A 23,007-nucleotide genomic window follows, 5' to 3' on the forward strand; every position below is an offset into this window, starting at 1 on the left:
TCATGCCAGTCTGCATAAATCGAACAAGTCCTTCATAGACATGTACTAATTCATTTAAAACATGTGCTGAAGGGGTTGATGATATGCGCCGGATTTCATGGATGCTTGCCATGGTCATGTGTGTAACGCTGCTGCTGGCCGGGTGCGGCAAGAAGAGCGCGGATGATGTGGTTAAGGATTTGAGTGACGTGGTGAGTGACCTGAACAGCTACCACGGTACAGCTTTGATGACGCTGCATACCGGCGACACGCCGCAGGAGTACAAGGTGGACATTTCCTACCGCAAGCCTTCCTATTACCGAATTGCCATGACGAATGAGAAAAAGGATGTTACTCAGATCGTGTTGCGAAATGATGAGGGTGTATTCGTATTGACGCCCAGTCTGAATAAGAGCTTCCGCTTTAAAAGCGATTGGCCGAACAACCAGGGCCAGGTATATTTGTATGAAACGCTGGTTCGCAGTATTATCGGCGATGCTTCACGTCAGCTGGCTTCGGACGATAAATCCTATGTGTTCGATGTAGCGGCAAACTACAACAGCCACGCGCTGGTAAGGCAAAAAATATGGCTGTCCAAAAATAACTATGCACCCACTCAGGTACAGGTATCTGATGCGAATGCGAAGGTAGTTGTGGATTTGAAATTCGATCAATTTGCGTTTGATACGAAGTTCGACAAGGACTCTTTTGATATGGAGCGCAATATGGCTTCTGGAAAAACAGGTAAGGGAAATGAAGGGACGCCTTCGGCCGGAGCAGTGGATTCCAGCGGGCAACTAGATCCTACAGGTACGATTGATGGCACGACTGGCGTAATCTCGGGCGAGCAAGGACAAGTGCAGGGAACAGCAGGAGAGAAGGCACAGCAGCCGTCAGGAGAAGCGTCGATGGATGGAGCTGCCACAGGCGATACGTCAAAACCGGATAGCGCGGACGCGACGGGCAGCACGGATACGGAGGCCAAGCCGGATACAGCGGGCAACACAGAGACGCAGCAGCAAACCCCGGGTGCATCTGATGCAGCAACAGGGACATCGGCAGGCACGGATGCTGCTGAAGCTGTGATGGGTGAGTTCGGCTTGATTGAACCGTCCTATACGCCGGCCGGGGTACAGATTAAGGATACGCCGGAGCTGGAGGACAATGGTACACATGCGGTGATGCTACGGTATAGTGGGACGTATAACTATACGATAGTGGAGGCGCGTCCGAAAGATCGGGCCGTTTCGCTGGCTGCGGGTGAACTGGTCGATATTGGAGGAAGCTTTGCTGTTCTGACGGGTAGTGAGCAGCAGACGATGACCTGGATGAATGACGGCATAGAGTTCCGTATTACCAGTGCTGACCTGCCCGTGAGCGAAATGATACAAATTGCCGCTTCTATACAGGATCAATCGGGTAAATAAAACTTTATAAACGGATGCAGACGGTTTAGAGTGTATTTTACTCTGCTTCCGCCCGTATCCGTCTTTTGTTCATTCGAGGTCTAGAGGTGTGCACCGCTCGCTTGGGAGTCATGTTCTTTATGGAGGATGCTGGCAAACGCCATCTGCCATTGACAGCCACGTTTCTGAACATTACCATTAACCTTTGGAAGTAAGGATTTTGCCATTTCGAATGGTAAGAGGCTATGTTACAGGCTAACAATTGAAGAAGGTGACTGGATTTTGCAAGCACAATACAGATCGACCCGGGCCGAAATCAACCTGAATCACCTTGGCGCCAACTATGAGGCTTTTCGCAGGGCATTGCCAGCGGATAAGCTGTTGTTGGCTTGTGTCAAGGCTAATGCCTATGGACACGGTGCCGTGGAAATATCAAAGGAATTGGAACGCCTTGGTGCGGATTACTTGAGCGTCGCTTTTCTGGACGAAGCTCTGGAGCTTCGGCAGGCGGGGATCAGACTGCCTATCCTTGTACTCGGCTATACCCTGCCCGAAGCTGTGCAGACGGCTTGGGAGCATGATATTACACTGACTGTGTTCAGTGAAGAAGTGCTGGAGGGTATCCGCAGACTGGACCGCAAAGGAAGCGAACGCAAGCTGAAGGTGCACATCAAAATAGACAGCGGCATGGGACGACTGGGCCTGCTGCCTGGAGAAGAGGCAGTTGCCTTTGTCCGGCAGACTCACCAGTTGGAGCAAGTGCTGCTGGAAGGCATGTACACCCATTTTGCCCGCGCGGATGAACAAGACAAAAGCTATACACTGCAACAGTATAATCGGTTTCAGGGCGTGGCGGAGGCGCTAAGGGAACAAGGCATCACCATTCCCATTATACATACGGGCAACAGCGCGGCCACCATTGATACCCCTGCGCTTTCCCCCAATATGGTGCGGATTGGCATCAGTATATACGGCCTGTATCCGTCCGATGAGGTTAACCGGCAAGCCATTGAGCTGCTGCCTGTATTGTCATTAAAGACGGCAGTGGTTTACACCAAGACGCTCCCTCCCGGCTGGGGGGTTAGCTACGGCACCCGGTACGTGACCACTGAGGAAGAACGAATTGGCACACTGCCGATTGGCTACGCGGATGGATACTCCCGCATGCTGAGTGGGAACATCGAAGTATTGATACGCGGCCGCCGCGTCCCGGTGCTCGGCACCATTTGCATGGATCAGTGTATGGTATCCTTACAATCTTTCGCAGAGGATGCGGAAGAAATTCAAATCGGCGAAGAGGTTGTTCTCATCGGCCAGCAGTCCGGCGAAACGATTGCGGCGGATGAGCTGGCATCCAAGCTGGGTACCATCCACTATGAGGTGATCTGCATGATCGCACACAGGGTGCCGCGTGTTTATACACGGGGAGATACTCCTGTCGTTCGAGTGAATTCGCTTCTTCCAACCCGCTGGGATTAATTTCATGACGCAAATTACCGGATAAAAGCAGGAGTTTTCGCAGAACGTCCCGAAATATGTACAAAGGAAAGAAAAGAGCGCTGTAACTGTCAAAACGACGCATCAGGCTCCGCTGACACTTGTATTTCGGGGATCAAACGCCTGTACGAAAACGAACTGCGTAGTTTATAATGGAATACAGCATAGATGATATACGAATATCATATACATTCTCTTGTATTCCGTTTGAATAAATTACCGGGAATAACGTTATAATGGTACAATGGCGACAAGGTTTTGGGGGTGGAAGAGAAGTTGGCCAATTTGCAGAACACCAAAAGAATAATGATCAGTTTGCCGGATCATCTCTTGCAGGAAGTGGACGGGATCGTAGCCATGGAAAATTCCAACCGTAGTGAATTTATCAGGCAGGCCATGAAGCTGTATGTGGGCGAACGTAAGAAACGTTACATTCGTGAAGCCATGCAGCGTGGTTATATGGAGATGGCTAAAATTAACTTGACCATGGCCTCCGAAGCCTTTCATGCGGAGGAAGATGCAAACAGCACCTTGGGCCGTACAGTTAGCGGGGTGTAATCCATATTGATCGTAAAGCGCGGCGACGTTTTTTTTGCAGACCTTTCACCCGTAGTCGGTTCCGAGCAAGGTGGCGTCAGACCTGTGCTGATCATCCAAAATGATATCGGCAATCGGTTCAGTCCCACCGTGATTGTGGCGGCCATCACCGCCCAGATTCAAAAGGCGAAGCTACCCACACACGTGGAAATCGACGCGGCGACGCATGGCTTTGATCGCGATTCTGTCGTTCTTCTGGAGCAAATTCGGACGATTGACAAGCAAAGGCTTACCGACAAAATCACCCATTTGGATGAAGAAACCATGCGCAAAGTGAGCGATTCGCTACAAATCAGTCTTGGTTTGATTGATTTTTAGGCATTTTTGGAACGACGAGTGAAACGGGAAAAGGGCAGCGCGTGGGCGCTGTCCTTTTGCGTGTCCGATGAAAAATGCAGGCTGGGCCTGGCCTCATCGTTACGTGCTGGCGCTTTGATTCTTTTTTTGTGATAATGAAAGACATGATGAAAGACAAGAGTTGTAAGGAAGAAGGGATAGCTTTGTCTAACGAGGAAACGAAGATGGAAGTCCGGCAGGAGCCGAACGAAGCAGAACGCCAGGAGCGGATTGTCAAACAAGTGGCGAGAGAGCTGTCGCTGGCACTCAAGCAAATCCGGACGACGATCAGTTTGCTGGATGAAGGGAATACGATTCCTTTTATCGCACGATACCGTAAGGAAATGACTGGGGAACTGGATGAAAATCAGCTGCGTGAAATTGAAGATCGTGTGCTGTATTTACGTAATTTGGAGGACCGCAAGGTAGAGGTCATTCGCATTATTGATGAGCAGGGCAAGCTGACAGAAGACCTTCAGGCTGCCATCACTGCTGCGGTTAAGCTTCAGGAAGTGGAGGACCTGTACCGTCCATATCGGCAAAAGCGCAAAACCCGCGCGAGTGTGGCGAAGGAACGGGGGCTGGAGCCGTTGTCCATCTGGATCTGGAGTCAGCCGAAGCAGGGTGATGCTCTGAAGGAAGCTGAGTCCTATGTGAATGCGGAACTGGGAGTGGACAGCGCTGAGGCGGCAATACAAGGAGCTTTGGACATTTTAGCGGAAAATATAGCGGACGACGCGGGTATTCGCCAATGGGTGCGTCGATATACACTGGATCATGGCATGCTAACCTCCGAAGCGAAGGATGCAGAGCAAGAGTCTGTCTACGAGAATTACTACAGCTATCGTGAGCTGGCTAAGAAAATGCCGCCTCATCGTATTTTGGCGATTAATCGCGGAGAGCGTGAAGGCATTCTCAAGGTCGGACTGGAGGTAGCGCCCGATTCGATTCACAATTACGTCGCAGGTCAAGTGATTAAAGGCTCATCCGCCGTGGAAGAGCTGCTGCGCAACGTCATTGAGGATGCATATAAAAGGCTCATCGCACCCTCTATTGAGCGTGAGGTGCGCGCTGAAATGACAGAGAAGGGCGAGCAGCAGGCCATCTCTATCTTTGCGGGCAATTTGCGGAGCCTGCTGTTACAGGCCCCGATCAAGGGCCGCCGTGTGCTCGGTGTCGATCCGGCGTTTCGGACAGGCTGCAAACTGGCGGTCGTAGATGATACGGGCAAGCTGCTGGAAGTCGCGGTGACGTATCCGACACCGCCGAACAACAAAAAGCGTGAGGCTGCCGAGAAATTCAAGCAGCTCATTGCCCAATACAGCATTGAGCTGATCGTCATCGGTAACGGAACGGCTTCGCGTGAAACAGAGCAATTCGTGGCTGAAGTCATCGCAGATATTGGCGACAGCAGCCTAGCGTACCTGATCGTCAATGAGGCAGGCGCGAGCGTTTATTCCGCCTCCAAGCTGGCGCAGGAGGAGTTCCCGGATCTGGACGTGGCTGAGCGCAGCGCGGCATCCATTGCACGTCGTGTGCAGGACCCGTTGGCCGAGCTGGTCAAGATTGAGCCGAAGGCCATTGGTGTAGGCCAGTACCAGCATGATGTGTCACAGAAGCATCTGGATGAAAGCTTGAAGGATGTTGTTGAATCGGCAGTTAACCATGTCGGTGTGGATGTGAATACCGCTTCCTCGGCATTACTGTCCTATGTAGCGGGCATTAACTCGACAATTGCCAAAAATATCGTGAAATACCGTGAGGAAAACGGCAAATTCAACAACCGTCGTCAGTTGCAAAAGGTACCGCGTCTTGGCGCGAAAACCTACGAGCAATCGGTTGGTTTTATCCGTATACCGGGTGGAGAAAATCCGCTGGACCGCACGCCGATTCACCCTGAATCGTATGCTGTCGTAGACCGCCTGTTGGCTGAACTGGGCATCAGCGCCCACGATCTGGGCACCAAGGCTGCGATGGAAGCGCTGAACGTGTCCAACATTGACGAACTGGCCGCGAAGCTGGAAGTCGGCGTGCCGACGTTGAAGGATATTCTGGACAGCCTCCAGCGTCCGGGCCGCGACCCGCGTGACGAGCTGCCGTTGCCTGTATTCCGTAAGGATGTGCTCAAGATCGAGGATCTGGCACCGGGCATGGAGCTTCAGGGAACCGTCCGCAATGTAATTGATTTCGGTGCGTTCGTCGATATCGGCATCAAGAGTGATGGATTGGTTCATATTTCGCAGCTGCGCAGCGGCTTCGTCAAGCATCCGATGGATGTCGTATCCGTTGGTGATAACGTAACCGTGTGGGTACTGAATGTAGACTTGAAAAAAGGCAGGGTCGGTCTGACGATGAAAGCTCCGGCAGAAGCGCAATCGCAGGCATAATACTCTACAAATCCGTATAACCGCCTTTAGGGTATAACAAAAGCCGGAATCTCCGAACCACTTCGGAGATTCCGGCCTTCATTTTTTACTGCCCTGAACTTCTACCCATTGTTGGCATCAAACTCTACACCCGGTGCTTTATGATAAAAAAACCAACAGTCATTCAACAGTTTGATCTGGCGCCGGTCCTTTTTGTAAAAGGCCCGCATAAGCTGGTTGCTGAGCCATTGAGGCAAGCCAATCTCCTCCTCTGCGTTACATCTGTATGTTTAGCATATGGGGTGGGTGCCTAAAGTGTGCTTATCAATTGAATGGCTTATGAATTGAGGGTTAGACTTTGGACGCTATTTTGTAATATGCTTGGCAGTATGGAGCAAAGGAGGGGATTGGGGAAGGATGGAGTCCAAGTCCATAAGCAATTCCATGAGCGAGGAAGAGCTTCAGGAATGGGTGGAGCACATTTCAATGGAGAGTTTTGGCGTACCGTTTCGCCATCGTGCCAGCTTTAATTCGCGTCTGTCTTCCACAGGCGGTCGATATTTTATGAAAAGCCATCATATTGAAATTAATCCGCATCAGCTTGCAGCCTACGGGCGGCCCGAGGTGGAAAAAATTATTAAGCATGAGCTGTGCCATTATCATTTGCATTTGCGCGGGATGGGCTACCAGCACCGAGATGCGGATTTCAAAGCATGGTTGGCCCGTGTAGGAGGGAGCAGGCATTGCCAAACTCTACCGGGGAGAGCGGAACGGAAGCCGCAGCCCTATCGCTACAAGCTGGTGTGCGCCTCATGTAGTCAGGAATACTTGCGGAAGCGTAAAATGAACCCCCAGCGTTACCGCTGCGGCAAATGCGGAGGTAAACTTCGTCTGCTGGCACTTGACGGCACCCCCTGAATCATGGTAAATTAAATATACTGTATGATAATTTACAGTAATGTTCCCTGATAGCTCAGTTGGTAGAGCACTCGACTGTTAATCGAGTTGTCACAGGTTCGAGTCCTGTTCGGGGAGCCATGGAGAGGTACCCAAGTGGCTATAAGGGGACCCTCTGCTAAGGGGTTAGGCTGCGAAAGCGGTGCGAGGGTTCGAATCCCTCTCTCTCCGTTGGTTTTTCAAATCAGAAAAAGGACGCTTGTATGCATCGGATGATGCTTGCGAGCGTCTTTTTTTGTCTATATTCGATTCTGAAAATAACGATGATCTAAAAAGTGGCACAGCATGTGAATTTTTAGTTTAAAAGGTCGGCTTCGGAAGTTGATCCAGTATATTTAGGAGAGTATGAGCTACGCCATTCTCTACATTGGTCAGGGTAACTTCAGAGCAGACGGCCTTAATGTCGTCATTTGCATTGCCCATAGCGATGCCTTTACCTGCCATTGTCAGCATGGAAATATCGTTATAGCTGTCTCCTACCGCTGCGGCTTCCTCCATGGGAATACTCAAATAATCTGCCAGATAACGTAGTGCGTTTCCTTTGGAAGCATCCTTATGCTCGACTTCGAAGTTGCGGTCTGAGGAAATGACCATGTTCAGGCCGGGAAAATCCCGGTAACGCTCACGACCCCGGTTCAGCTTGGCTTGATCAAAGGAGAAGCACAGCACGTTATAAATCTCTACATCCAGCGGAATGTCTTCATACGAGGGGATACGGGTATGTCCGGTCTGTTCATATTGTTTTTCGGCTGCATGTAACAGAGCATCCAGCGAAATATCCGGATTGGCGCTTAACAGGCGATCCATTTCAACAGCCAGTAGCTGATGACCGTTTTGTGGAGAATAAATAGCGCGGTCTGTCATGACCTCATAATAAAAATCGTTTTCGCGCAGCCAGCTAAGCACTTCAAACGTTTCATTCCGGTCCATAGGCGTAGAGGTTAGCTGGCGACGCTGTGCATCGTGTACGGTCGCGCCGTTTGCCCCGATGACGGGGGTGACAAGTCCTGCTTCCTCCAGCTTGATCCAGGCATCATAAGCGGCTCTGCCCGTGGCAATGGTTACCTGAATATCTTGCTGCTGTGCCTTGCGGATTGCGTCCGCGTTCACCTTACTTATTTTTCCTTCGTCGTTTAGCAGCGTTCCATCCAAATCAATCGCAAACAGTTTCATTTCTCCATCTCCTGTCTTCTTCTTTATGTCTCATGCAACTTCTTCCTTTACGGAACAATAATTTCAACATCATGACGGCGAAAAACATCCAGCATGGCCGGGTCTGGCAAGCGGTCGGTGATAACGATATCCACCTCGTATAAATCGGCAAAGCGGTAAGAAAGGTTTTTGCCGAATTTGGAGTGATCCGCAAGAATGATCACCTGATCGGCCTGTTTCATCATTTGGTGCTTGAGCATACCGTCCTCTTCATGATTAATGCTCAGTCCATGGAGAGAAATGCCCCCGACCCCAACAAAAGCTTTGTCTACAAAATAGCGGGACAGGGTAGCGATGGCGGAGGAACCGTAGACAAAACGGTGCTCCTTTTGCAAGCGTCCGCCGAGCAGATGAATGGAAACGCCGTCCTTTTCGGAAAGAACATCAGCCTGATTGATCGAATTGGTAATGACCGAGCACTCCTGTACATGGAGTCTTTCGGCACATGCCTGCACAGTGGTGGAGGAGTCGAGTATGATGCGATTTCCGTCACGAACCATATTGGCAGCTATTTGTCCGATAATTTGTTTTTCTGCGGATACGGTGAGCAGTCTCTCTTTATAGTTTCTGGTTAATTCATGATCCAGTGTAGGCAGAAGGGCACCGCCACGGGTTCGAATAATCTTCTGGTGCTCCTCTAGCTTTACCAGATCCCGGCGGGCCGTATCTCGTGATACATTAAAAAATTCACAAATATCATCCACCGAAATACGCTTGTGAAGCTGTAGGTAATCCACAATTTTTAGCATCCGTTCTTCTTGATACATACAAAGCTCCTTGTGTTCAAAATGATTTCGGTATTATGTAAGTGATTATAAGTAAAGTTAAGTTATTTTGCAATATAATCTCTTTTTATGCTTCTGATTAATGTGAAAAGAGCAAATTTACGTAAGTGAAAATGCGGTTTAATTTTCGGTAAACTACTTGTTTTAAATTTTTTTAAATAAGTATTGCCATTCATTCTTCTATTTGATATACTCTTTCTTGTCGCCAAGTTGGTGTTTAAAAATGCGGCCCGTTGGTCAAGCGGTTAAGACACCTCCCTTTCACGGAGGTAACAGGGGTTCGATTCCCCTACGGGTCATTGTTGTCTTTATGGACTACATGTTATATGCTTAAGGGAAATTCCTGAAGTCTGATGGCGGACATCTTGGATGAACAGCATGAGCCATTAGCTCAGTTGGTAGAGCACCTGACTTTTAATCAGGGTGTCGAAGGTTCGAGTCCTTCATGGCTCACCATTTATATTTTATTATGCGGTCGTGGTGGAATGGCAGACACGCTATCTTGAGGGGGTAGTGAGCGTATGCTCGTGGAGGTTCGAGTCCTCTCGACCGCATCAATGAATAAACGGAAAAGTCTCTGGTAGTAGAGGCTTTTTTTTGTTTGTGCAGTAATGTAATAAAGTAATTATTATGAAGAAATAATGATTCCATAGTATAATATAAAGCCATAATGTTATAGAATGATAAGTATAAACTGATGAAGTGATGGTGAAAAATATGGACACTCAACTGTTAGGGAATATATCAGAAAATATTTTGGGCTTGTTTCCAATGGTGAAGAAGAAATTTTTCACCTACGGTCCGCTCGATTTCCCATTACATTTGTCGCCTAATAACTTTCAGGCATTACTGTTGCTGCGAGAAGTGCGTTTGTCTACGGTATCTGATTTGTCCAAACTACTTAATGTCTCACGCCCGAACATGACTCCTCTGCTGGACAAGCTGGTGGAGCTTGGGTTGGCTGACCGCCAGTCGTGTGACTCGGATCGCAGAGTCGTGAACGTGGCGATTACAGAAGAAGGCGATGCTTTTTGTGAACAGGTATTTCATACCTTTTCCAATAAAATTCAAGAGAGACTGGTGCTTCTGCCAGAAGAAGATTTATCACACTTGAGTGAAACTTTGAACGAATTGAAGCAGATTCTACTTAAAATTGACAACTATAATTTGTAATGGGTGTACACGAGCTGACTGAGGGCCGCCATTTTCTTCGGAAAATAGGCGGTTTTTGTTGCATATTGTGGTATAATGAAAGCCAACATACATAATTCGGCAATTTTGGCACACGTGATCTTTGAAATGGGAACAGGGGACATGATATGGTTATTTGAGAGTCTGCTGGGGAGGAAGGAACTTCTATGCAATCTATTTACCAACGTATTGAAGAACTTATCAAGGAACGTGGAATGACAAAAAAAGCGTTCTGCGAGCAGTTGGGTATTAGTACAGGGAACTTTGGGGACTGGAAAAGAGGAAAAACGACGCCAGGCACGAATAAGCTCATTGAAATCGCTTCGTTTTTTAATGCCAGTCTGGATTGGATCATGTTGGGGCGCAATGTGCAGGGTGAGGCGCTGAGGGAGTCGAGAGACCCTTATTTTTTTGGAGTTTCAGGGCAACTGGATTGCCAGGGGGAATCGCTTAGCGAGGTGGAAAAGGATTTTATACTTGAGTATATTGAATTTACCCGCTTTCGTAAAGAGAAAAGGCAGGAAGGTTCCACTACGGAATAATCGGGTGCGGAATATTAAAGTAATGATAACCGAATAAGTATGGTTGAAATTTTGGGAATAGTTCAAGAAAAAGTTAGGGTGTCGGAGGGGATAATTTTGGGAGACCAAACGATTTATCAGCGAATTGAAGCCTTGATTAAGGATCGGGGAATGACGAAGAAGGCGTTTTGTGAAAAGCTCAAAATCAGCTCGGGTAATCTTGGAGACTGGAGAAGAGGTAAAACAACGCCGGGAACGATGCATTTAATCCAGATTTCGGACTTTTTTAATGTATCGCTGGATTGGTTAATGAAAGGCGTCAAACCGGGTGAGGGTGTACTTCAGGAGCAGAAGGCTGCTTATTTTTTTGGAGTGATGGGGCCATTGAATTGCCAGGCAGAGGATCTGGATACAGAAGAACAGAATTTCATATTAGAATATGTGGAATTTGCGAAATATCGTAAGCAAAAAGGTGAGAATGACAAAACACAGCCTGAATGATCTTCTCGCTAAAGATCACTCAGGTTGAAAACCCGTAAAACGGACCGACGGGTTCGATTGACGAGTTTATTTGGGTTGCCGATGTTATAGCGTGCCGCATGCTTGGGGGACGCTCACATCGTTGGTTTCAGAGTGGTGATGCCTCCTTATAATCGTTATCGTCGATGTTGAGGATTGCAGCAACTTGTTTTCTGTACCTTTGTGCTTTGCGGGTGCCGTGAATCAGATTGGACAAGCGTGAAGGCGGGATGTTATGCGTTTCACAAAATGTTTTCTGATCCAGCCGAAGTTCGACAAGCCTTTGTTTGATGGCCCACCCTAAGGAGGTGACAGGCATTTTGTTGTTCAAGTGAAATCGCCCCTTACGGATTCTTGCGGAATAATTGGTGTGTTATAATAATCATCAGTAAACATGTTAGAATTAACCATCTAAAACTATGATACACGTTTATACGTGTTTTTACAATCTAAAATACGTAATTCAGATAAAAATATAACTTAATTAAGTGATGGATGTCTGGATAATCCATCTGGAGCCTGTTAATTGTGTGAAATTGCAGTTGTATTCTGGATAAAAAGAGCACTCTGCCACTGGAAAAAGTGGTGGGAGTGCTTTTGTCGTTGGTACTGGATTGGTGAAAACAGGCATCAGGGGGATGCTGTAGGCGTATAATGGGGCCGGACAAAGGAATCAGTGAATTTCACCCGCGCTGGTGGTTGCTGCTCATATAGGGTGGCTGAGCAATGTAGGAGCTGGACCAATGCCTATGCAGAAGGCCACGCTGAAATGCGGTTGGCTCAGACTCTGGGGTGTTGAATTGTTTCCATGCGGTTAGAAGCTCGTTGGTCATTCGCTGAATAACAGGATTCTTTTCCTCATAAGGGGGATTAAGCAGCTTGGAAGCATCTTCGACACAGAAGGACACTGCTGCGGCAAGGTAGCCGTGAATGGTCTGCTCTACATCATTTCCAAGGGAAACGTTAATCCAACTATGAACGGTTGCAAGTGTACCAATCGCATTGTATTGGATGAGTGTAGCTTCGAGTTGGTCGAATTCAAGCCAAGGGTACAAGGCTTTGGCGAGCTTAAGCAGGCGTTGGCCGGATAGGCGTGACTCTTTCACGTGTTGTAGGGAAGAGCGCTGGGCGTGCAGCATTTTATCAATGAGGGCGATACGCCAACCATCATTTTGCTGAACGGCAATATAAAGGCTTTTGATAGCCATGCCATCGAGGGATGTGAACTGAGGAAGCAGATCAGTGCGTGCATAGTGTTCCAGGTCTTGTAAACAGGTTAAGCGGCCATTGCGAAACAGCTCCTCCAGCCCGTAGGAACGAGTGAAGCCACCGACAGGCAGGGAAGGGTCCAACAGCAATGCGTAGTTCAGCAAACGATTGCCTTTGTGCAATGCGGTTCGCCTCCTTGGAGTAGAATATTTATGTTATATTAAATGACTTTAAAAATGAATTCAGAAAAAAATTAGAGATATTATGTAATATATATTTACACTCATAGTGTTGATATGTCAAATTAAATATTTTTATAGCTTTTATATGTTAGTTTATTTGACATAAAAATAATTATTGTATTTATGTTTACAAATAGAATACAAGGGAGTATAATAAATCTGTTGCCTCAAAACATTAGAATTTGCGGTCGTGGTGGAATGGCAGACACGCTATCTTGAGGGGGTAGTGGGCGTACGCCCGTGGAGGTTCGAGTCCTCTCGACCGCATTACATGCAAGACACAGTTAAAAAAGCATCCTGACACGTTTTTGACGTGATTGGATGCTTTTTTTTGTTATATAAGCCGAACTAAAATATCCCTTTTTCCTAGCCACAGGAGCAGCCGTTTGGATTGGCTGCTTGTGAACAGGGATGGACCTGTCAGCTTTGTTGCAAGAGCTTCTCGATATCCCCCGCCAATTTATCCGGAGTTGTCTGTGGGGCATAGCGCTTAAATACGTTACCTTCGCGTGTAATCAAAAATTTAGTAAAATTCCATTTGATTGCTTTGGAGCCTAATACGCCCGGAGCTGTTTGGGTGATGTAGCGGAATAAAGGGTGCGCCTGATCGCCATTGACATCTATTTTGGCAAACATCGGAAATGTAACTCCATAGTTGATCTGGCAAAACTCCGAAATTTCCTCGCTGGAACCCGGCTCTTGCTTGGCAAACTGGTTGCTGGGAAACCCTAAGATTTCAAGACCCCGCTCATGGTATTGGTCATATAGCTCTTGTAGCGCCTTGTATTGGGGGGTTAGCCCGCATTTGCTGGCTGTATTCACGATGAGCAGTACTTTTCCTTCGTATGTGGACAACGGAATTTCTTTCCCTTGCAGGGTTTGTGCATCATGTTCATAAACGGTCATGGTTTTCCTCCTAATTTGATATTCTACAATTAAATTGTAAGCAATTTAACGAAGAGTTGCAAGTCTATAAATAGATGTAATGCGCCGTCTGCTGCTGTAAAATCGTATTTTGTCCAAAACGGCAAATGGCACTGCAAATGGGGCAAATAGCGGTGTTTCTCATGGTAAAAACAGGTTCAATCGGCGTTTATCAGGTACATACAGCACTTTTCCTTTCTCTTTTACAAAAAAAGGACAAAAAATGCTCCCCATACGCCAATATTGACATGCCTCTTCATTTTCGAAAAGGGATGAAAAACCGAGATTGAAGGAGCTGGGAGAAGGATATTTGTGTTGTAAGCGCTATTATTAATCTTTTATGCTCCAAAGACCGATTTATAACCCCGCAGGTGAGCTTTACAGTGTTCCTTGCGCGGGTGTATGATTCAAGACGTAATTTCAAATTAAGTGAATGAAGCAGCAACGAATTGTCTATAGCGCTGAATTTTGCAGTTGCAAAAGCGGGGGAACCAAACGAGATCTATGCGGCTTTTAAAGGGCCGAGTGTCTCAAGGGGTGAATTTTCTGGCCAAGTGTCAGAAATAGGGCGACTCTCACGTCCGAATCCGACAGCTAACCTCGTAAGCGTACAGGGAGAGGCAACAAACCGCCGTGTGCAGCCATGGTTTATTTTATCATGGTTACGTAAGAAGCCGGAGGAAAGCCTTTTTCCTTTGGCTTCTTTTTGTTGTCTTTTTATACCGGGAGAGGAGCTACTGATGGAAGGTCGGCTAATCATTGTCACTGCACCGAATGAAACGGGCAGAAATTTTGTGAAATTGCTTATGTTCAAAAAACTGGCGTTTGCGGTTCTTACGAATAGCGCTCAGGAGGAACGACAGCTCAAAAAAATGGGTGTGGAGCATATTGTGCGCATCAATACGATGCAAGCGGGGAAATGGAATTTTCCCAAAAAAGAAATTGGCTGCGTGTATTTGTTCGAGAACAGCTTGAATCTGACGTGCCGTTTTCTGCAAATATGCCGGCCGCTGACATCAGATTCGATCTATGTCATTACACACGGCTGTAATCCTCAAGGGATTTATCGAGGTTTGGGAGCGGACCATGTGATCTACACTTTGAATGGAGAGGTGGGTTTCCTGCTGAACGGATAGTCGCTTACGATATGGCTAATATAAATTAAAATTTTCAAAGTAATTGTATGTTGATTTTACGAGGGTGTAAGAATAACGATCTGAGGACAGATACGGGAGGGTATGAACATGATGGATATATACATGCTGCTCGTGATGGCTGCGAGTTATGGAGTGATACTGCTGTTTGTACGCTGGTGTGATGCACAGACCTCCAAAGGAGGGCGAAAAGGATGATGGTTGTGCTTACGCTTACGGCTATTGTGTTTGTGTATTTAATCTACGCACTCCTGAATCCTGAAAAGTTCTAATCAGCTAAACAGGATCAAGCGGGCGGGGAACAGCAGATCATGGATGAAGCATCAGAGGCAGCGGGCTTTCGCAAACGTGTGCAACGCCTGGTGCTACGAACCCGTCTGTTATTCCAAACGCAGGAGCATTTTGGAGGAGGGAATAGATGATGGAGCTGCTGCAAATTGGAATTGTGATTGTGATATTGCTGCTCTTGGTGAAACCAGTGGGCACCTATATGTATCATGTATTCTCAAATGAACCGAATCGGACGGACCGAGTGTTTGGCGGGACGGAGAAGCTGATTTACAAGGTTATAGGATTGAAAAAGCTGGAGAGCATGCGTTGGACCACGTATGTGATGAGCTTTATCGCTACGAATGTCGTGCTTGTGGCGATCAGCTATGTGCTACTGCGCTTGCAGGGACTGCTCCCCGGTAATCCGGCTGGAAACGACAATATGGAAGCGTCACTGGCTTTTAATACAGTGATCAGCTTTATGACCAATACGAATCTCCAGCATTACAGCGGAGAAAGTGGACTTACGTATATGACGCAGATGGCGTTCGTTACGATGATGATGTTTACTTCGGCTGCTTCCGGTTTTGCGGTTGCTGCGGCTTTTATGAGAGGATTGACGCGGCGCGGTGAAGGAATGGGCAACTTTTTTCAGGATTTTATCAAAGCAATTATACGGATTTTTCTTCCGTTGGCCTTTGTGCTTACGCTGGTGCTGGTCGGACTGAAAGTACCGCAGACGCTTCAGCCTACGGCGGATATCACGACGATGAGTGGAACACAGCAACAGATTGCCTTGGGACCCGTTGCTTCGATGGAATCGATCAAGCACTTGGGGACGAACGGGGGCGGTTTCGATGGGGCCAACTCGGCGCATCCTTTTGAAAATCCAAGTCCCTGGACGAATGTGCTGGAAATTTTGGCGATGTGGGTGATGCCAGCTTCTCTGCCGTATACCTTTGGGCTGTTCGCTCGTAATCGCAAGCAGGGGTGGATTATTTTTAGCTCCATGATGGTACTGTTTCTCGTATTCCTATCTATTACGTACGTGTCAGAGAAAACGGGTAATCCGCTGATTCAGGCACTGGGGGTGGATGCTTCTCAGGGAAGCATGGAAGGGAAAGAGGTCCGCTTCGGCATCGGACAATCGGCACTGTTCACGGCGGTAACGACGGCGGCTACGACAGGTTCGGTCAATAATATGCACGATACACTGACCCCGCTGGGCGGTATGGCTGCTTTGGGTGAAATGATGCTGAACGTCATTTTCGGCGGTAAGGGTGTCGGGCTGATGAATATGCTGATGTACGCGATTCTGGGTGTATTTATATGTGGATTGATGGTCGGCAGGACCCCGGAATTTATGGGCAGGAAGATTGAAGGCAAGGAAATGAAGCTGATCGCAATTGCCATTTTGGTACATCCGTTTCTCATTCTGGTGCCGACTGCGCTCGCTTTTATGAGTCATTGGGGATACGATGCGGTCACAAACCCCGGATATCACGGGTTGACTCAGGTGTTATATGAATATGCGTCATCTGCGGCTAATAACGGTTCGGGATTTGAGGGGCTTGCGGATAACAACGTATTCTGGAACGCGACAACGGGTATCGTTATGTTCTTCGGACGATATGTATCGATTGTTGCACTGTTAGCTGTAGCAGCTTCATTGAATGCCAAAGCACCGACTCCAGTGACGACAGGCACACTTCGTACGGACAACAAGCTGTTTGGGGCGATTCTGATCGGGGTTGTGCTGCTGATTGGTGCGTTGACCTTCTTGCCCGTCATCGTATTGGGGCCTGTGGCTGAATTTTTGACCATGTGAAGAAGATGAACATGAAGAAGAAATTGAGAATGGATGAACGGGGTGCTTGATCATGAAGGAACAACGCAAACGCATGCTGGATAAAAGCATCTTGAAGCATGCGATCAAGGATAGCTTTATGAAATTAAATCCGATGATCATGATGAAAAATCCTGTCATGTTCGTCGTGGAGATCGGCACTTTGGTTGTGTTGCTGATGCTGCTGTTTCCCGGTTATTTTGGAACGGGTAATGAAATGGGCTTTAACCTGGCTGTTTTTATCATCCTGTTGTTCACGTTGCTCTTTGCTAACTTTGCTGAAGCGCTCGCAGAGGGTCGGGGTAAAGCACAAGCTGCCTCTTTGAAAAAATCCAAGCAGGACACACAAGCTAACAAGCTTGTCGGGGATGAGATTCAGGTGGTCAGCTCAACCGAGCTGCGGAAAGGTGACATTGTGATGGTGTCCCAGGGCGAGATGATTCCGAGCGATGGTGAGGTTATTGAAGGTCTTGCCTCAGTGGATGAATCGGCGATTACGGGAGAATCGGCTCCGGTGATCAAGGAATCGGGTGGTGATTTTTGCTCGGTAACCGGCGGGACGCGTGTGGTTAGTGACCGGATTAAGGTCCGGATTACGACAGAACCGGGTGAGACGTTCATTGATAAAATGATTTCGCTCGTGGAAGGCGCACAGCGGCAAAAGACGCCGAACGAGATTGCGCTGAATACCCTGCTGATCAGCCTAACGATTATTTTTCTGATCGTGGTAGTGACACTAGCACCGATTGCTCGTCATTTTAACATCGATCTGCCTGTTCCCGTACTTATCTCGTTACTGGTCTGTCTGATTCCGACGACGATTGGAGGACTGCTGTCAGCCATCGGGATTGCCGGTATGGACCGGGTCACGCAGTTTAACGTGCTGGCGATGTCAGGCAAGGCGGTAGAAGCATCTGGAGACATCAATACAATGATTCTGGACAAAACGGGTACAATTACCTTCGGTAACCGGATGGCGAGCCAATTCGTGCCTGTAGGGGGCGTAGAGGAAACAAAGTTAGTAAAGTGGGCTGCGATGAGCTCGATGAAGGATGAGACGCCCGAGGGGCGCTCAGTTCTGGAGTTGATGCGCAAGCAGGAGTACACACTGGATGAATCCTTGGCAGCAGGAGGGACCTTTATCGAGTTCAAGGCGGAAACCCGGATGAGTGGTCTGGATCTGGCCGATGGACGAAAGGTACGTAAGGGCGCGGTGGACTCTGTCCGGCAGTGGGTACTATCGCAAAACGGCAGCGTCCCAGCCGATCTGGAGGAAAAGGCGAATCAGGTGGCCTCTGAAGGAGGTACGCCGCTGGCTGTCGCGCTGGATGATCAGATGTATGGCATTATTTATTTGAAGGACACGGTGAAGCCGGGCATGAAGGAGCGGTTCGATCAGCTCCGGGAAATGGGTATCCGTACGATCATGTGTACAGGGGATAATCCGCTGACTGCTGCGACGATTGCGCGGGAAGCGGGTGTGGATGATTTTGTGGCTGAAAGCAAGCCAGAGGATAAGATCGCGGTTATTCGTCGTGAGCAGGAGCTGGGAAAGCTGGTTGCCATGACCGGGGACGGTACGAATGATGCTCCTGCGCTGGCGCAGGCTGACGTTGGGCTTGCCATGAATAGTGGCACGGTCGCAGCCAAGGAAGCCGCCAATATGGTGGACCTGGATTCCGATCCGTCCAAAATTATTGAGGTGGTCGCTATCGGAAAGCAGTTACTCATGACACGCGGTGCTTTGACGACATTCAGTATCGCGAACGATGTTGCCAAATATTTTGCCATTATTCCGGCGATGTTCATGCTGGCGATTCCGCAAATGAGCGCATTGAACGTAATGGGGCTTGGCTCTCCGTTGTCCGCTATTTTGTCGGCGCTGATCTTTAATGCTGTTATTATTCCGCTTCTGATCCCGCTGGCCATGAAGGGCGTGAAGTATAAGCCCATGAGCTCGGATCGCCTGCTGGGACGGAATTTGCTGATTTACGGTTTGGGCGGTATGGTGGTGCCGTTTGTTGGCATTAAAGCCATTGATTTGCTAGTGCATTTGTGGATTTAACGCAGCCTGTGAAGGTGTGCATCTTGGATACTGAATGGAAGCGGAAAGGGTGAGCAATATGAGTGGCTTTTATCGGATGATGTCTGGACGCAGATTTGCTGCCCACGAAAAAGCCGGGTCTGCCCGGCAGGGGAATAACAAGCGTCCAGAGGGGGCTGTGCCGAATGGACAGTCGGAGAGAGAAGAGATGCGGGGAGGCACCATTATAGGAGTAGCCTTGCGTACCTCGGTGCTGATGATCCTCCTGTGCGGCCTCGCTTATCCGCTGGTTAGCACGGGCGTGGCACAGGTATTGTTTCCGCAGCAGGCGAATGGCAGTATGCTTCGTAATGCCGAGGGTCAGGTAGTCGGCTCCGAGCTGATCGGGCAGTCCTTTGCCAATCCGGCGTTTTTTCAGGGGCGGGTATCGAGCATAGATTATAATGGGGCCGGTTCAGGCTCCAGTAACTACGCACCGTCCAATCCGGCCTTGATACAGCGGGTCAAGGATTCCATAGCGGATTGGCAGAAAAATAACCCGGATGTACCGATCAGTCAGGTTCCGGTGGACCTGATTACGAACTCCGGCTCTGGTCTGGACCCGCATATCTCGCCGCAGGCGGCACAGGTTCAGATCCCGCGTATTAGCGGCTTGACCGGTATTGCGCAGGATAAGCTGAAGGCACTGGTGCAGGAGCAGACCGAAGGACGCAGTGCCGGAGTGTTTGGTGAGCCACGTGTGAACGTGCTCAAGCTGAACCTCGCGCTTGAAGCCCAAACGCGGGCCCAGCCTGCCAAGCGGTAAGTCTAGAGGTTGGAATAGAGCGATCAAAAAAAGGTATCCCGCAGCCATTTGGGCTAGTGAGATACCTTTTTCTTGATTTTAAAGTGTTGCTTATCTCTCAATGACCTGAAATGGTTTGAATGATAAGCACCACATTCAAAACAATGATGACGGCGGTCACGATCCAGGTTAATACTTTTTGCCATGTTTTGTTCGCAAACTCACCCATACGCTTTTTGTCGCTGGTGAAGATCAGCAATGGGATGATGGCAAAGGGAAGCTGGATGGACAGAATAACCTGACTTAGTACCAGCAGCTCTTCGGCCCCTTTTTCACCCGCGATAGCTGTGACGATTACCGCTGGAATGATAGCAATGAGTCGGGTCACCAGACGGCGCAGCCAAGGCGCGAGACGAAGGCTGAGAAAGCCCTCCATGACGATTTGCCCGGCTAAGGTACCGGTTACGGTTGAATTCTGACCGGAAGCGAGCAGCGCCACCCCGAACAGGATACTCGCGAGTGTGGTTCCGAGCAATGGCGACAGCAGATAGAAAGCATCGCTGATTTCCGCCACATCGGTTTTTCCTGCTGTATGGAACACGGCTGCGGCCACGATCAGAATGGCGGCATTGATAAACAGGGCGAACATGAGTGCTATACTCGAATCCCATGTCGCGAATTTGATAGCCTCCCGTTTGCCTGCTGACGTCTGCTCGAATTTACGAGTTTGTACGATGGACGAATGCAGGTACAGGTTATGGGGCATCACGGTAGCACCCATAATACCAATGGCGATATACAGCATGCTTGGGTTGGTCAAGATTTGCGAGTCCGGCACAAAGCCACCTAACACGCCGCTCCATTCCGGTTGGGCCAAAATGAGATTGATGCCAAAGCAGCCGGCAATCGTCACCATCAGTACAATGACCAGCGTTTCCAAAGCACGAAAACCTTTGTTTTGCAGCAATAAAATGAGCATGACATCGAATGCAGTAATCAGGACACCGTACAATAGGGGTATGCCGAACAGCAGCTTGAGTGCAATGGCTGAACCGATGACCTCGGCCAAATCCATGGCTGCAATAGCGATTTCGCATAAAAGCCATAAGCCGATCGCGACCGGGCGACTGTAGGCTTCACGGCACATTTGAGCCAAATCTTTACCTGTGGCAATGCCGAGCTTGCCGGATAAGGCCTGCAGCAAGATGGCCATCAGATTAGAGATCAGAATGACACTGAGCAGTGTATAGCCAAATTGCGATCCGCCCGCAATGTCTGTAGCCCAGTTGCCGGGGTCCATATAGCCGACAGCGACCATATAGCCGGGTCCGGCAAAGGCTAGGAATTTCCGAAACCACGTGCCGTTCTTCGGGACGTTCAAGGAACGATTCACTTCCGCTAGTGAAGCGATTTCCGCCAAGTTACCTTTTGTATTTCTCATACGCTTCACCTTCTTTATTCATGTTGAAATATATTATTAGTGACATAATGATTGCCTTATCCCTATTGTACACCCACAATAGTTTTTGTCTAGTGCAACTTTTGTGTGGTCAAGCAAATTAATCTTATTTTATAGATATAATGAAAAAATCAAGCTTTCCCTTCATTCATATTTCAAATGATTCATTTTGTGTGGTTCGTTTAAAGTACATACGAGAAGGAAATCATCATTAATATGACGATAATCCCAGCCAGCAGAATGTAAAACATAAAAGAAGGAGAGATGAAATCATGGAAGCATTATACACAGCATCAGCAACGGTACATGGTGGAAGAGACGGCTCTGTCGCTTCCTCGGACGGAGTTTTGAAGCATAAGCTCAGTACGCCGAAGGAATTGGGTGGCGCAGGTGGAGAGGCAACGAATCCGGAGCAATTGTTTGCGGCAGGCTATGGTGCATGTTATGAGAGCGCATTGGCTAATGTAGCCCGCAAAGCCAAGGTAAAGGTAGACAATGTTGAGGTCACCAGCCACGTGTCCATCGGCAAGGACCCGAGCGACGGCGGCTTCCAATTAGCGGTGCGTCTGGACGTGAAAATACCGGGTGTTGAGCGTCCCCAAGCCGAAGATTTGGCACGTCAGGCGCATGATTTTTGTCCATACTCCAAAGCGACTCGCGGCAACATTGACGTTGAGCTGAACGTCATTTGATCACGAAACACATCATCTCTACGTTCCAGCCGCTGATTGATCGGCGGCTTTTGCATATAGACCTTGATTCGCCGAGATCCGCGACCATTTGACATCATCGCCAAAATTCATTAAGATGGCTTAGGTGATTCTGGTCATCAGGTACGAAACAAATTTGAAAAATACGGGTGATATGATGTCTTACAGACCGAATATTGTTAATTTCACGCTGGCTGGCAGCAACGAAAAAGAAGGGCTTTATGAGTTTAAAATGAGTTTGGCCGATGGAACGGAGTGCCGCGTTTTTTCTCAACGTAATCCGGAGTGGATCTTGACGAATATCAGTCGATTGCTAACGACGCCTTGCCCGGTATGTCATAAGGATTTTATCTGCAAGTGTATGGATAAGTTCCATGATGAGTTTTTAGAGCAAATTAAATCGAAACAGCTGTTTGAGAAAGCATTGAGCTAGTTCTCAAAACAGGTAAAAGCCTATACATTGTTAAACAAGCGTCGGATGATTTCGGCGTTTTTTTGTTTATACTATATTGCTGATTATATTCTGTTGTTTATTTCCTGGAGGTGAAATGCATTTATGAAGCAATCTGACGATGCTTATCGAAATCCTTCTCAGCAAGATTATTCAATTGTGTTGGTGGATGGTGTATGCCATTTTTGTCAGGGGGCGGCCCGCTTCATTATTAAGCGTGACCCGAAGGGGAGGTTTCATTTTGGTTCCTTGCAATCCGAGCAGGGACAAAAGCTATTGCGTGCAGGAGGATTGTCAACGGATAAGCTGGATACGTTCGTACTAATTGAAGGCGGTATGTATTACACGAGGTCAACCGCAGCTCTGCGGATTGCCAGACGTCTTCGTTTTCCATATCCGCTGGCCTATGTCTTCATCCTCGTCCCCCGCTTTATACGCAATGCAGTCTATAGCTGGGTGGCACGTAACCGATACCGCTGGTTTGGCAAGGATGAGGAGGATCAATGTCAGATCCCCCCACCAGAAATGAGGCAACGATTTTTTTAACT

At 48.3% G+C, this 23,007-nt stretch carries 25 protein-coding genes, 6 tRNA genes and 1 riboswitch; of the genes, 24 read left to right on the top strand and 7 right to left on the bottom strand.

What is annotated here, in order from left to right; all coding sequences use genetic code 11:
* Window positions 1–83: 83 nt before the first annotated feature.
* The 5 genes from ABIA61_RS12120 to ABIA61_RS12140 all read left to right on the top strand — a co-directional run bounded on the left by ABIA61_RS12120 (window position 84) and on the right by ABIA61_RS12140 (window position 6,202).
* Complete coding sequence (locus ABIA61_RS12120) at window positions 84–1,406, top strand: outer membrane lipoprotein-sorting protein (RefSeq protein ID WP_404580789.1); 1,323 nt, start codon at window positions 84–86, stop codon at window positions 1,404–1,406.
* A 261-nt stretch (window positions 1,407–1,667) separates the two neighbouring features.
* Complete coding sequence (gene alr, locus ABIA61_RS12125; protein WP_283655061.1) at window positions 1,668–2,864, top strand: alanine racemase; 1,197 nt, start codon at window positions 1,668–1,670, stop codon at window positions 2,862–2,864.
* A gap of 294 nt (window positions 2,865–3,158) precedes the next feature.
* On the top strand, window positions 3,159–3,440 hold the full coding sequence (locus tag ABIA61_RS12130; protein ID WP_007429334.1) for a CopG family ribbon-helix-helix protein: 282 nt from the start codon (window positions 3,159–3,161) through the stop codon (window positions 3,438–3,440).
* Between the two features lie 6 nt (window positions 3,441–3,446).
* Complete coding sequence (locus tag ABIA61_RS12135) at window positions 3,447–3,797, top strand: type II toxin-antitoxin system PemK/MazF family toxin (RefSeq protein ID WP_007429335.1); 351 nt, start codon at window positions 3,447–3,449, stop codon at window positions 3,795–3,797.
* Window positions 3,798–3,979: 182 nt separating this feature from the next.
* Complete coding sequence (locus ABIA61_RS12140; RefSeq protein WP_404580790.1) at window positions 3,980–6,202, top strand: Tex family protein; 2,223 nt, start codon at window positions 3,980–3,982, stop codon at window positions 6,200–6,202.
* A gap of 101 nt (window positions 6,203–6,303) precedes the next feature.
* Here the strand turns inward: ABIA61_RS12140 and cmpA are convergent, their stop codons facing one another.
* Entirely contained in the window at window positions 6,304–6,438 is a 135-nt protein-coding gene (cmpA, locus tag ABIA61_RS12145) for a cortex morphogenetic protein CmpA (protein ID WP_007429337.1), read from the bottom strand.
* A gap of 160 nt (window positions 6,439–6,598) precedes the next feature.
* Between cmpA and ABIA61_RS12150 the strand changes: the two genes are divergently transcribed.
* From ABIA61_RS12150 to ABIA61_RS12160, 3 genes are all read left to right on the top strand, one after another.
* On the top strand, window positions 6,599–7,099 hold the full coding sequence (locus tag ABIA61_RS12150) for a SprT family protein (protein WP_283655063.1): 501 nt from the start codon (window positions 6,599–6,601) through the stop codon (window positions 7,097–7,099).
* A 44-nt stretch (window positions 7,100–7,143) separates the two neighbouring features.
* Window positions 7,144–7,219, top strand: a tRNA-Asn gene (locus ABIA61_RS12155).
* 1 nt (window position 7,220) lies between these two features.
* A tRNA-Ser gene (locus ABIA61_RS12160) sits at window positions 7,221–7,309 on the top strand.
* Window positions 7,310–7,438: 129 nt separating this feature from the next.
* Here the strand turns inward: ABIA61_RS12160 and ABIA61_RS12165 are convergent.
* A complete protein-coding gene (locus ABIA61_RS12165; RefSeq protein ID WP_404580791.1) occupies window positions 7,439–8,311 on the bottom strand; it encodes a Cof-type HAD-IIB family hydrolase in 873 nt (290 codons plus the stop codon).
* A gap of 47 nt (window positions 8,312–8,358) precedes the next feature.
* On the bottom strand, window positions 8,359–9,117 hold the full coding sequence (locus ABIA61_RS12170; protein ID WP_044644752.1) for a DeoR/GlpR family DNA-binding transcription regulator: 759 nt from the start codon (window positions 9,115–9,117) through the stop codon (window positions 8,359–8,361).
* 245 nt (window positions 9,118–9,362) lie between these two features.
* Here ABIA61_RS12170 and ABIA61_RS12175 point away from each other — a divergent pair.
* The 6 genes from ABIA61_RS12175 (at window position 9,363) to ABIA61_RS12200 (ending at window position 11,348) form a co-directional block, all read left to right on the top strand.
* A tRNA-Glu gene (locus ABIA61_RS12175) sits at window positions 9,363–9,434 on the top strand.
* Window positions 9,435–9,515: 81 nt separating this feature from the next.
* Window positions 9,516–9,591, top strand: a tRNA-Lys gene (locus ABIA61_RS12180).
* Between the two features lie 15 nt (window positions 9,592–9,606).
* A tRNA-Leu gene (locus ABIA61_RS12185) sits at window positions 9,607–9,689 on the top strand.
* Window positions 9,690–9,852: 163 nt separating this feature from the next.
* The gene (locus ABIA61_RS12190) at window positions 9,853–10,308 is read left to right on the top strand and encodes a MarR family winged helix-turn-helix transcriptional regulator (protein WP_283655065.1); all 456 of its coding nucleotides are present in this window, start codon (window positions 9,853–9,855) and stop codon (window positions 10,306–10,308) included.
* 185 nt (window positions 10,309–10,493) lie between these two features.
* A complete protein-coding gene (locus tag ABIA61_RS12195) occupies window positions 10,494–10,868 on the top strand; it encodes a helix-turn-helix domain-containing protein (RefSeq protein WP_283655066.1) in 375 nt (124 codons plus the stop codon).
* A 96-nt stretch (window positions 10,869–10,964) separates the two neighbouring features.
* Complete coding sequence (locus ABIA61_RS12200) at window positions 10,965–11,348, top strand: helix-turn-helix domain-containing protein (protein WP_014280376.1); 384 nt, start codon at window positions 10,965–10,967, stop codon at window positions 11,346–11,348.
* Between the two features lie 127 nt (window positions 11,349–11,475).
* Here the strand turns inward: ABIA61_RS12200 and ABIA61_RS12205 are convergent, their stop codons facing one another.
* Together ABIA61_RS12205 and ABIA61_RS12210 are read right to left on the bottom strand one after the other, a co-directional pair.
* Complete coding sequence (locus ABIA61_RS12205; protein ID WP_134910706.1) at window positions 11,476–11,697, bottom strand: XRE family transcriptional regulator; 222 nt, start codon at window positions 11,695–11,697, stop codon at window positions 11,476–11,478.
* A 352-nt stretch (window positions 11,698–12,049) separates the two neighbouring features.
* Window positions 12,050–12,739, bottom strand: coding sequence for an urease accessory protein UreF (locus ABIA61_RS12210; RefSeq protein ID WP_349361957.1), 690 nt, complete (start codon window positions 12,737–12,739; stop codon window positions 12,050–12,052).
* 262 nt (window positions 12,740–13,001) lie between these two features.
* Between ABIA61_RS12210 and ABIA61_RS12215 the strand changes: the two genes are divergently transcribed.
* Window positions 13,002–13,084, top strand: a tRNA-Leu gene (locus ABIA61_RS12215).
* 153 nt (window positions 13,085–13,237) lie between these two features.
* On the opposite strand, the gene ABIA61_RS12220 is transcribed toward ABIA61_RS12215, so the two are convergent.
* Complete coding sequence (locus ABIA61_RS12220) at window positions 13,238–13,723, bottom strand: glutathione peroxidase (protein WP_404580792.1); 486 nt, start codon at window positions 13,721–13,723, stop codon at window positions 13,238–13,240.
* A gap of 125 nt (window positions 13,724–13,848) precedes the next feature.
* Here ABIA61_RS12220 and ABIA61_RS12225 point away from each other — a divergent pair, with 125 nt between their 5' ends.
* The 6 genes from ABIA61_RS12225 (at window position 13,849) to kdpC (ending at window position 19,860) form a co-directional block, all read left to right on the top strand.
* On the top strand, window positions 13,849–14,031 hold the full coding sequence (locus tag ABIA61_RS12225; RefSeq protein WP_404529652.1) for a hypothetical protein: 183 nt from the start codon (window positions 13,849–13,851) through the stop codon (window positions 14,029–14,031).
* Window positions 14,032–14,190: 159 nt separating this feature from the next.
* Window positions 14,191–14,366: riboswitch (cyclic di-AMP (ydaO/yuaA leader) on the top strand.
* 115 nt (window positions 14,367–14,481) lie between these two features.
* Window positions 14,482–14,877, top strand: a complete 396-nt coding sequence (locus ABIA61_RS12230) for a hypothetical protein (RefSeq protein ID WP_283655069.1) — start codon at window positions 14,482–14,484, stop codon at window positions 14,875–14,877.
* 215 nt (window positions 14,878–15,092) lie between these two features.
* Complete coding sequence (gene kdpF, locus ABIA61_RS12235) at window positions 15,093–15,167, top strand: K(+)-transporting ATPase subunit F (RefSeq protein WP_223264321.1); 75 nt, start codon at window positions 15,093–15,095, stop codon at window positions 15,165–15,167.
* A gap of 149 nt (window positions 15,168–15,316) precedes the next feature.
* Window positions 15,317–16,993 carry a potassium-transporting ATPase subunit KdpA gene (kdpA, locus tag ABIA61_RS12240; protein ID WP_283657988.1) on the top strand — a complete coding sequence of 559 codons (1,677 nt, stop codon included), beginning with the start codon at window positions 15,317–15,319 and terminating at the stop codon, window positions 16,991–16,993.
* A 52-nt stretch (window positions 16,994–17,045) separates the two neighbouring features.
* On the top strand, window positions 17,046–19,076 hold the full coding sequence (gene kdpB, locus ABIA61_RS12245) for a potassium-transporting ATPase subunit KdpB (protein ID WP_404580793.1): 2,031 nt from the start codon (window positions 17,046–17,048) through the stop codon (window positions 19,074–19,076).
* 58 nt (window positions 19,077–19,134) lie between these two features.
* A complete protein-coding gene (gene kdpC / locus ABIA61_RS12250; protein WP_283656220.1) occupies window positions 19,135–19,860 on the top strand; it encodes a potassium-transporting ATPase subunit KdpC in 726 nt (241 codons plus the stop codon).
* 97 nt (window positions 19,861–19,957) lie between these two features.
* Here the strand turns inward: kdpC and ABIA61_RS12255 are convergent, their stop codons facing one another.
* Entirely contained in the window at window positions 19,958–21,280 is a 1,323-nt protein-coding gene (locus ABIA61_RS12255; protein WP_404519883.1) for an Nramp family divalent metal transporter, read from the bottom strand.
* Window positions 21,281–21,570: 290 nt separating this feature from the next.
* On the opposite strand from ABIA61_RS12255, the gene ABIA61_RS12260 reads away from it, so the two are divergent.
* The 3 genes from ABIA61_RS12260 (at window position 21,571) to ABIA61_RS12270 (ending at window position 23,005) form a co-directional block, all read left to right on the top strand.
* Window positions 21,571–21,990: an organic hydroperoxide resistance protein gene (locus ABIA61_RS12260; protein WP_283655072.1), complete on the top strand. Its 420-nt coding sequence runs from the start codon at window positions 21,571–21,573 to the stop codon at window positions 21,988–21,990.
* Between the two features lie 124 nt (window positions 21,991–22,114).
* Entirely contained in the window at window positions 22,115–22,441 is a 327-nt protein-coding gene (locus tag ABIA61_RS12265; RefSeq protein ID WP_137062016.1) for a hypothetical protein, read from the top strand.
* 123 nt (window positions 22,442–22,564) lie between these two features.
* Complete coding sequence (locus tag ABIA61_RS12270; RefSeq protein ID WP_283655073.1) at window positions 22,565–23,005, top strand: thiol-disulfide oxidoreductase DCC family protein; 441 nt, start codon at window positions 22,565–22,567, stop codon at window positions 23,003–23,005.
* Window positions 23,006–23,007: the final 2 nt, after the last annotated feature.

The sequence above is a fragment of the Paenibacillus sp. RC21 genome, from assembly GCF_044907935.1.
Classification (GTDB): domain Bacteria; phylum Bacillota; class Bacilli; order Paenibacillales; family Paenibacillaceae; genus Paenibacillus; species Paenibacillus terrae_A.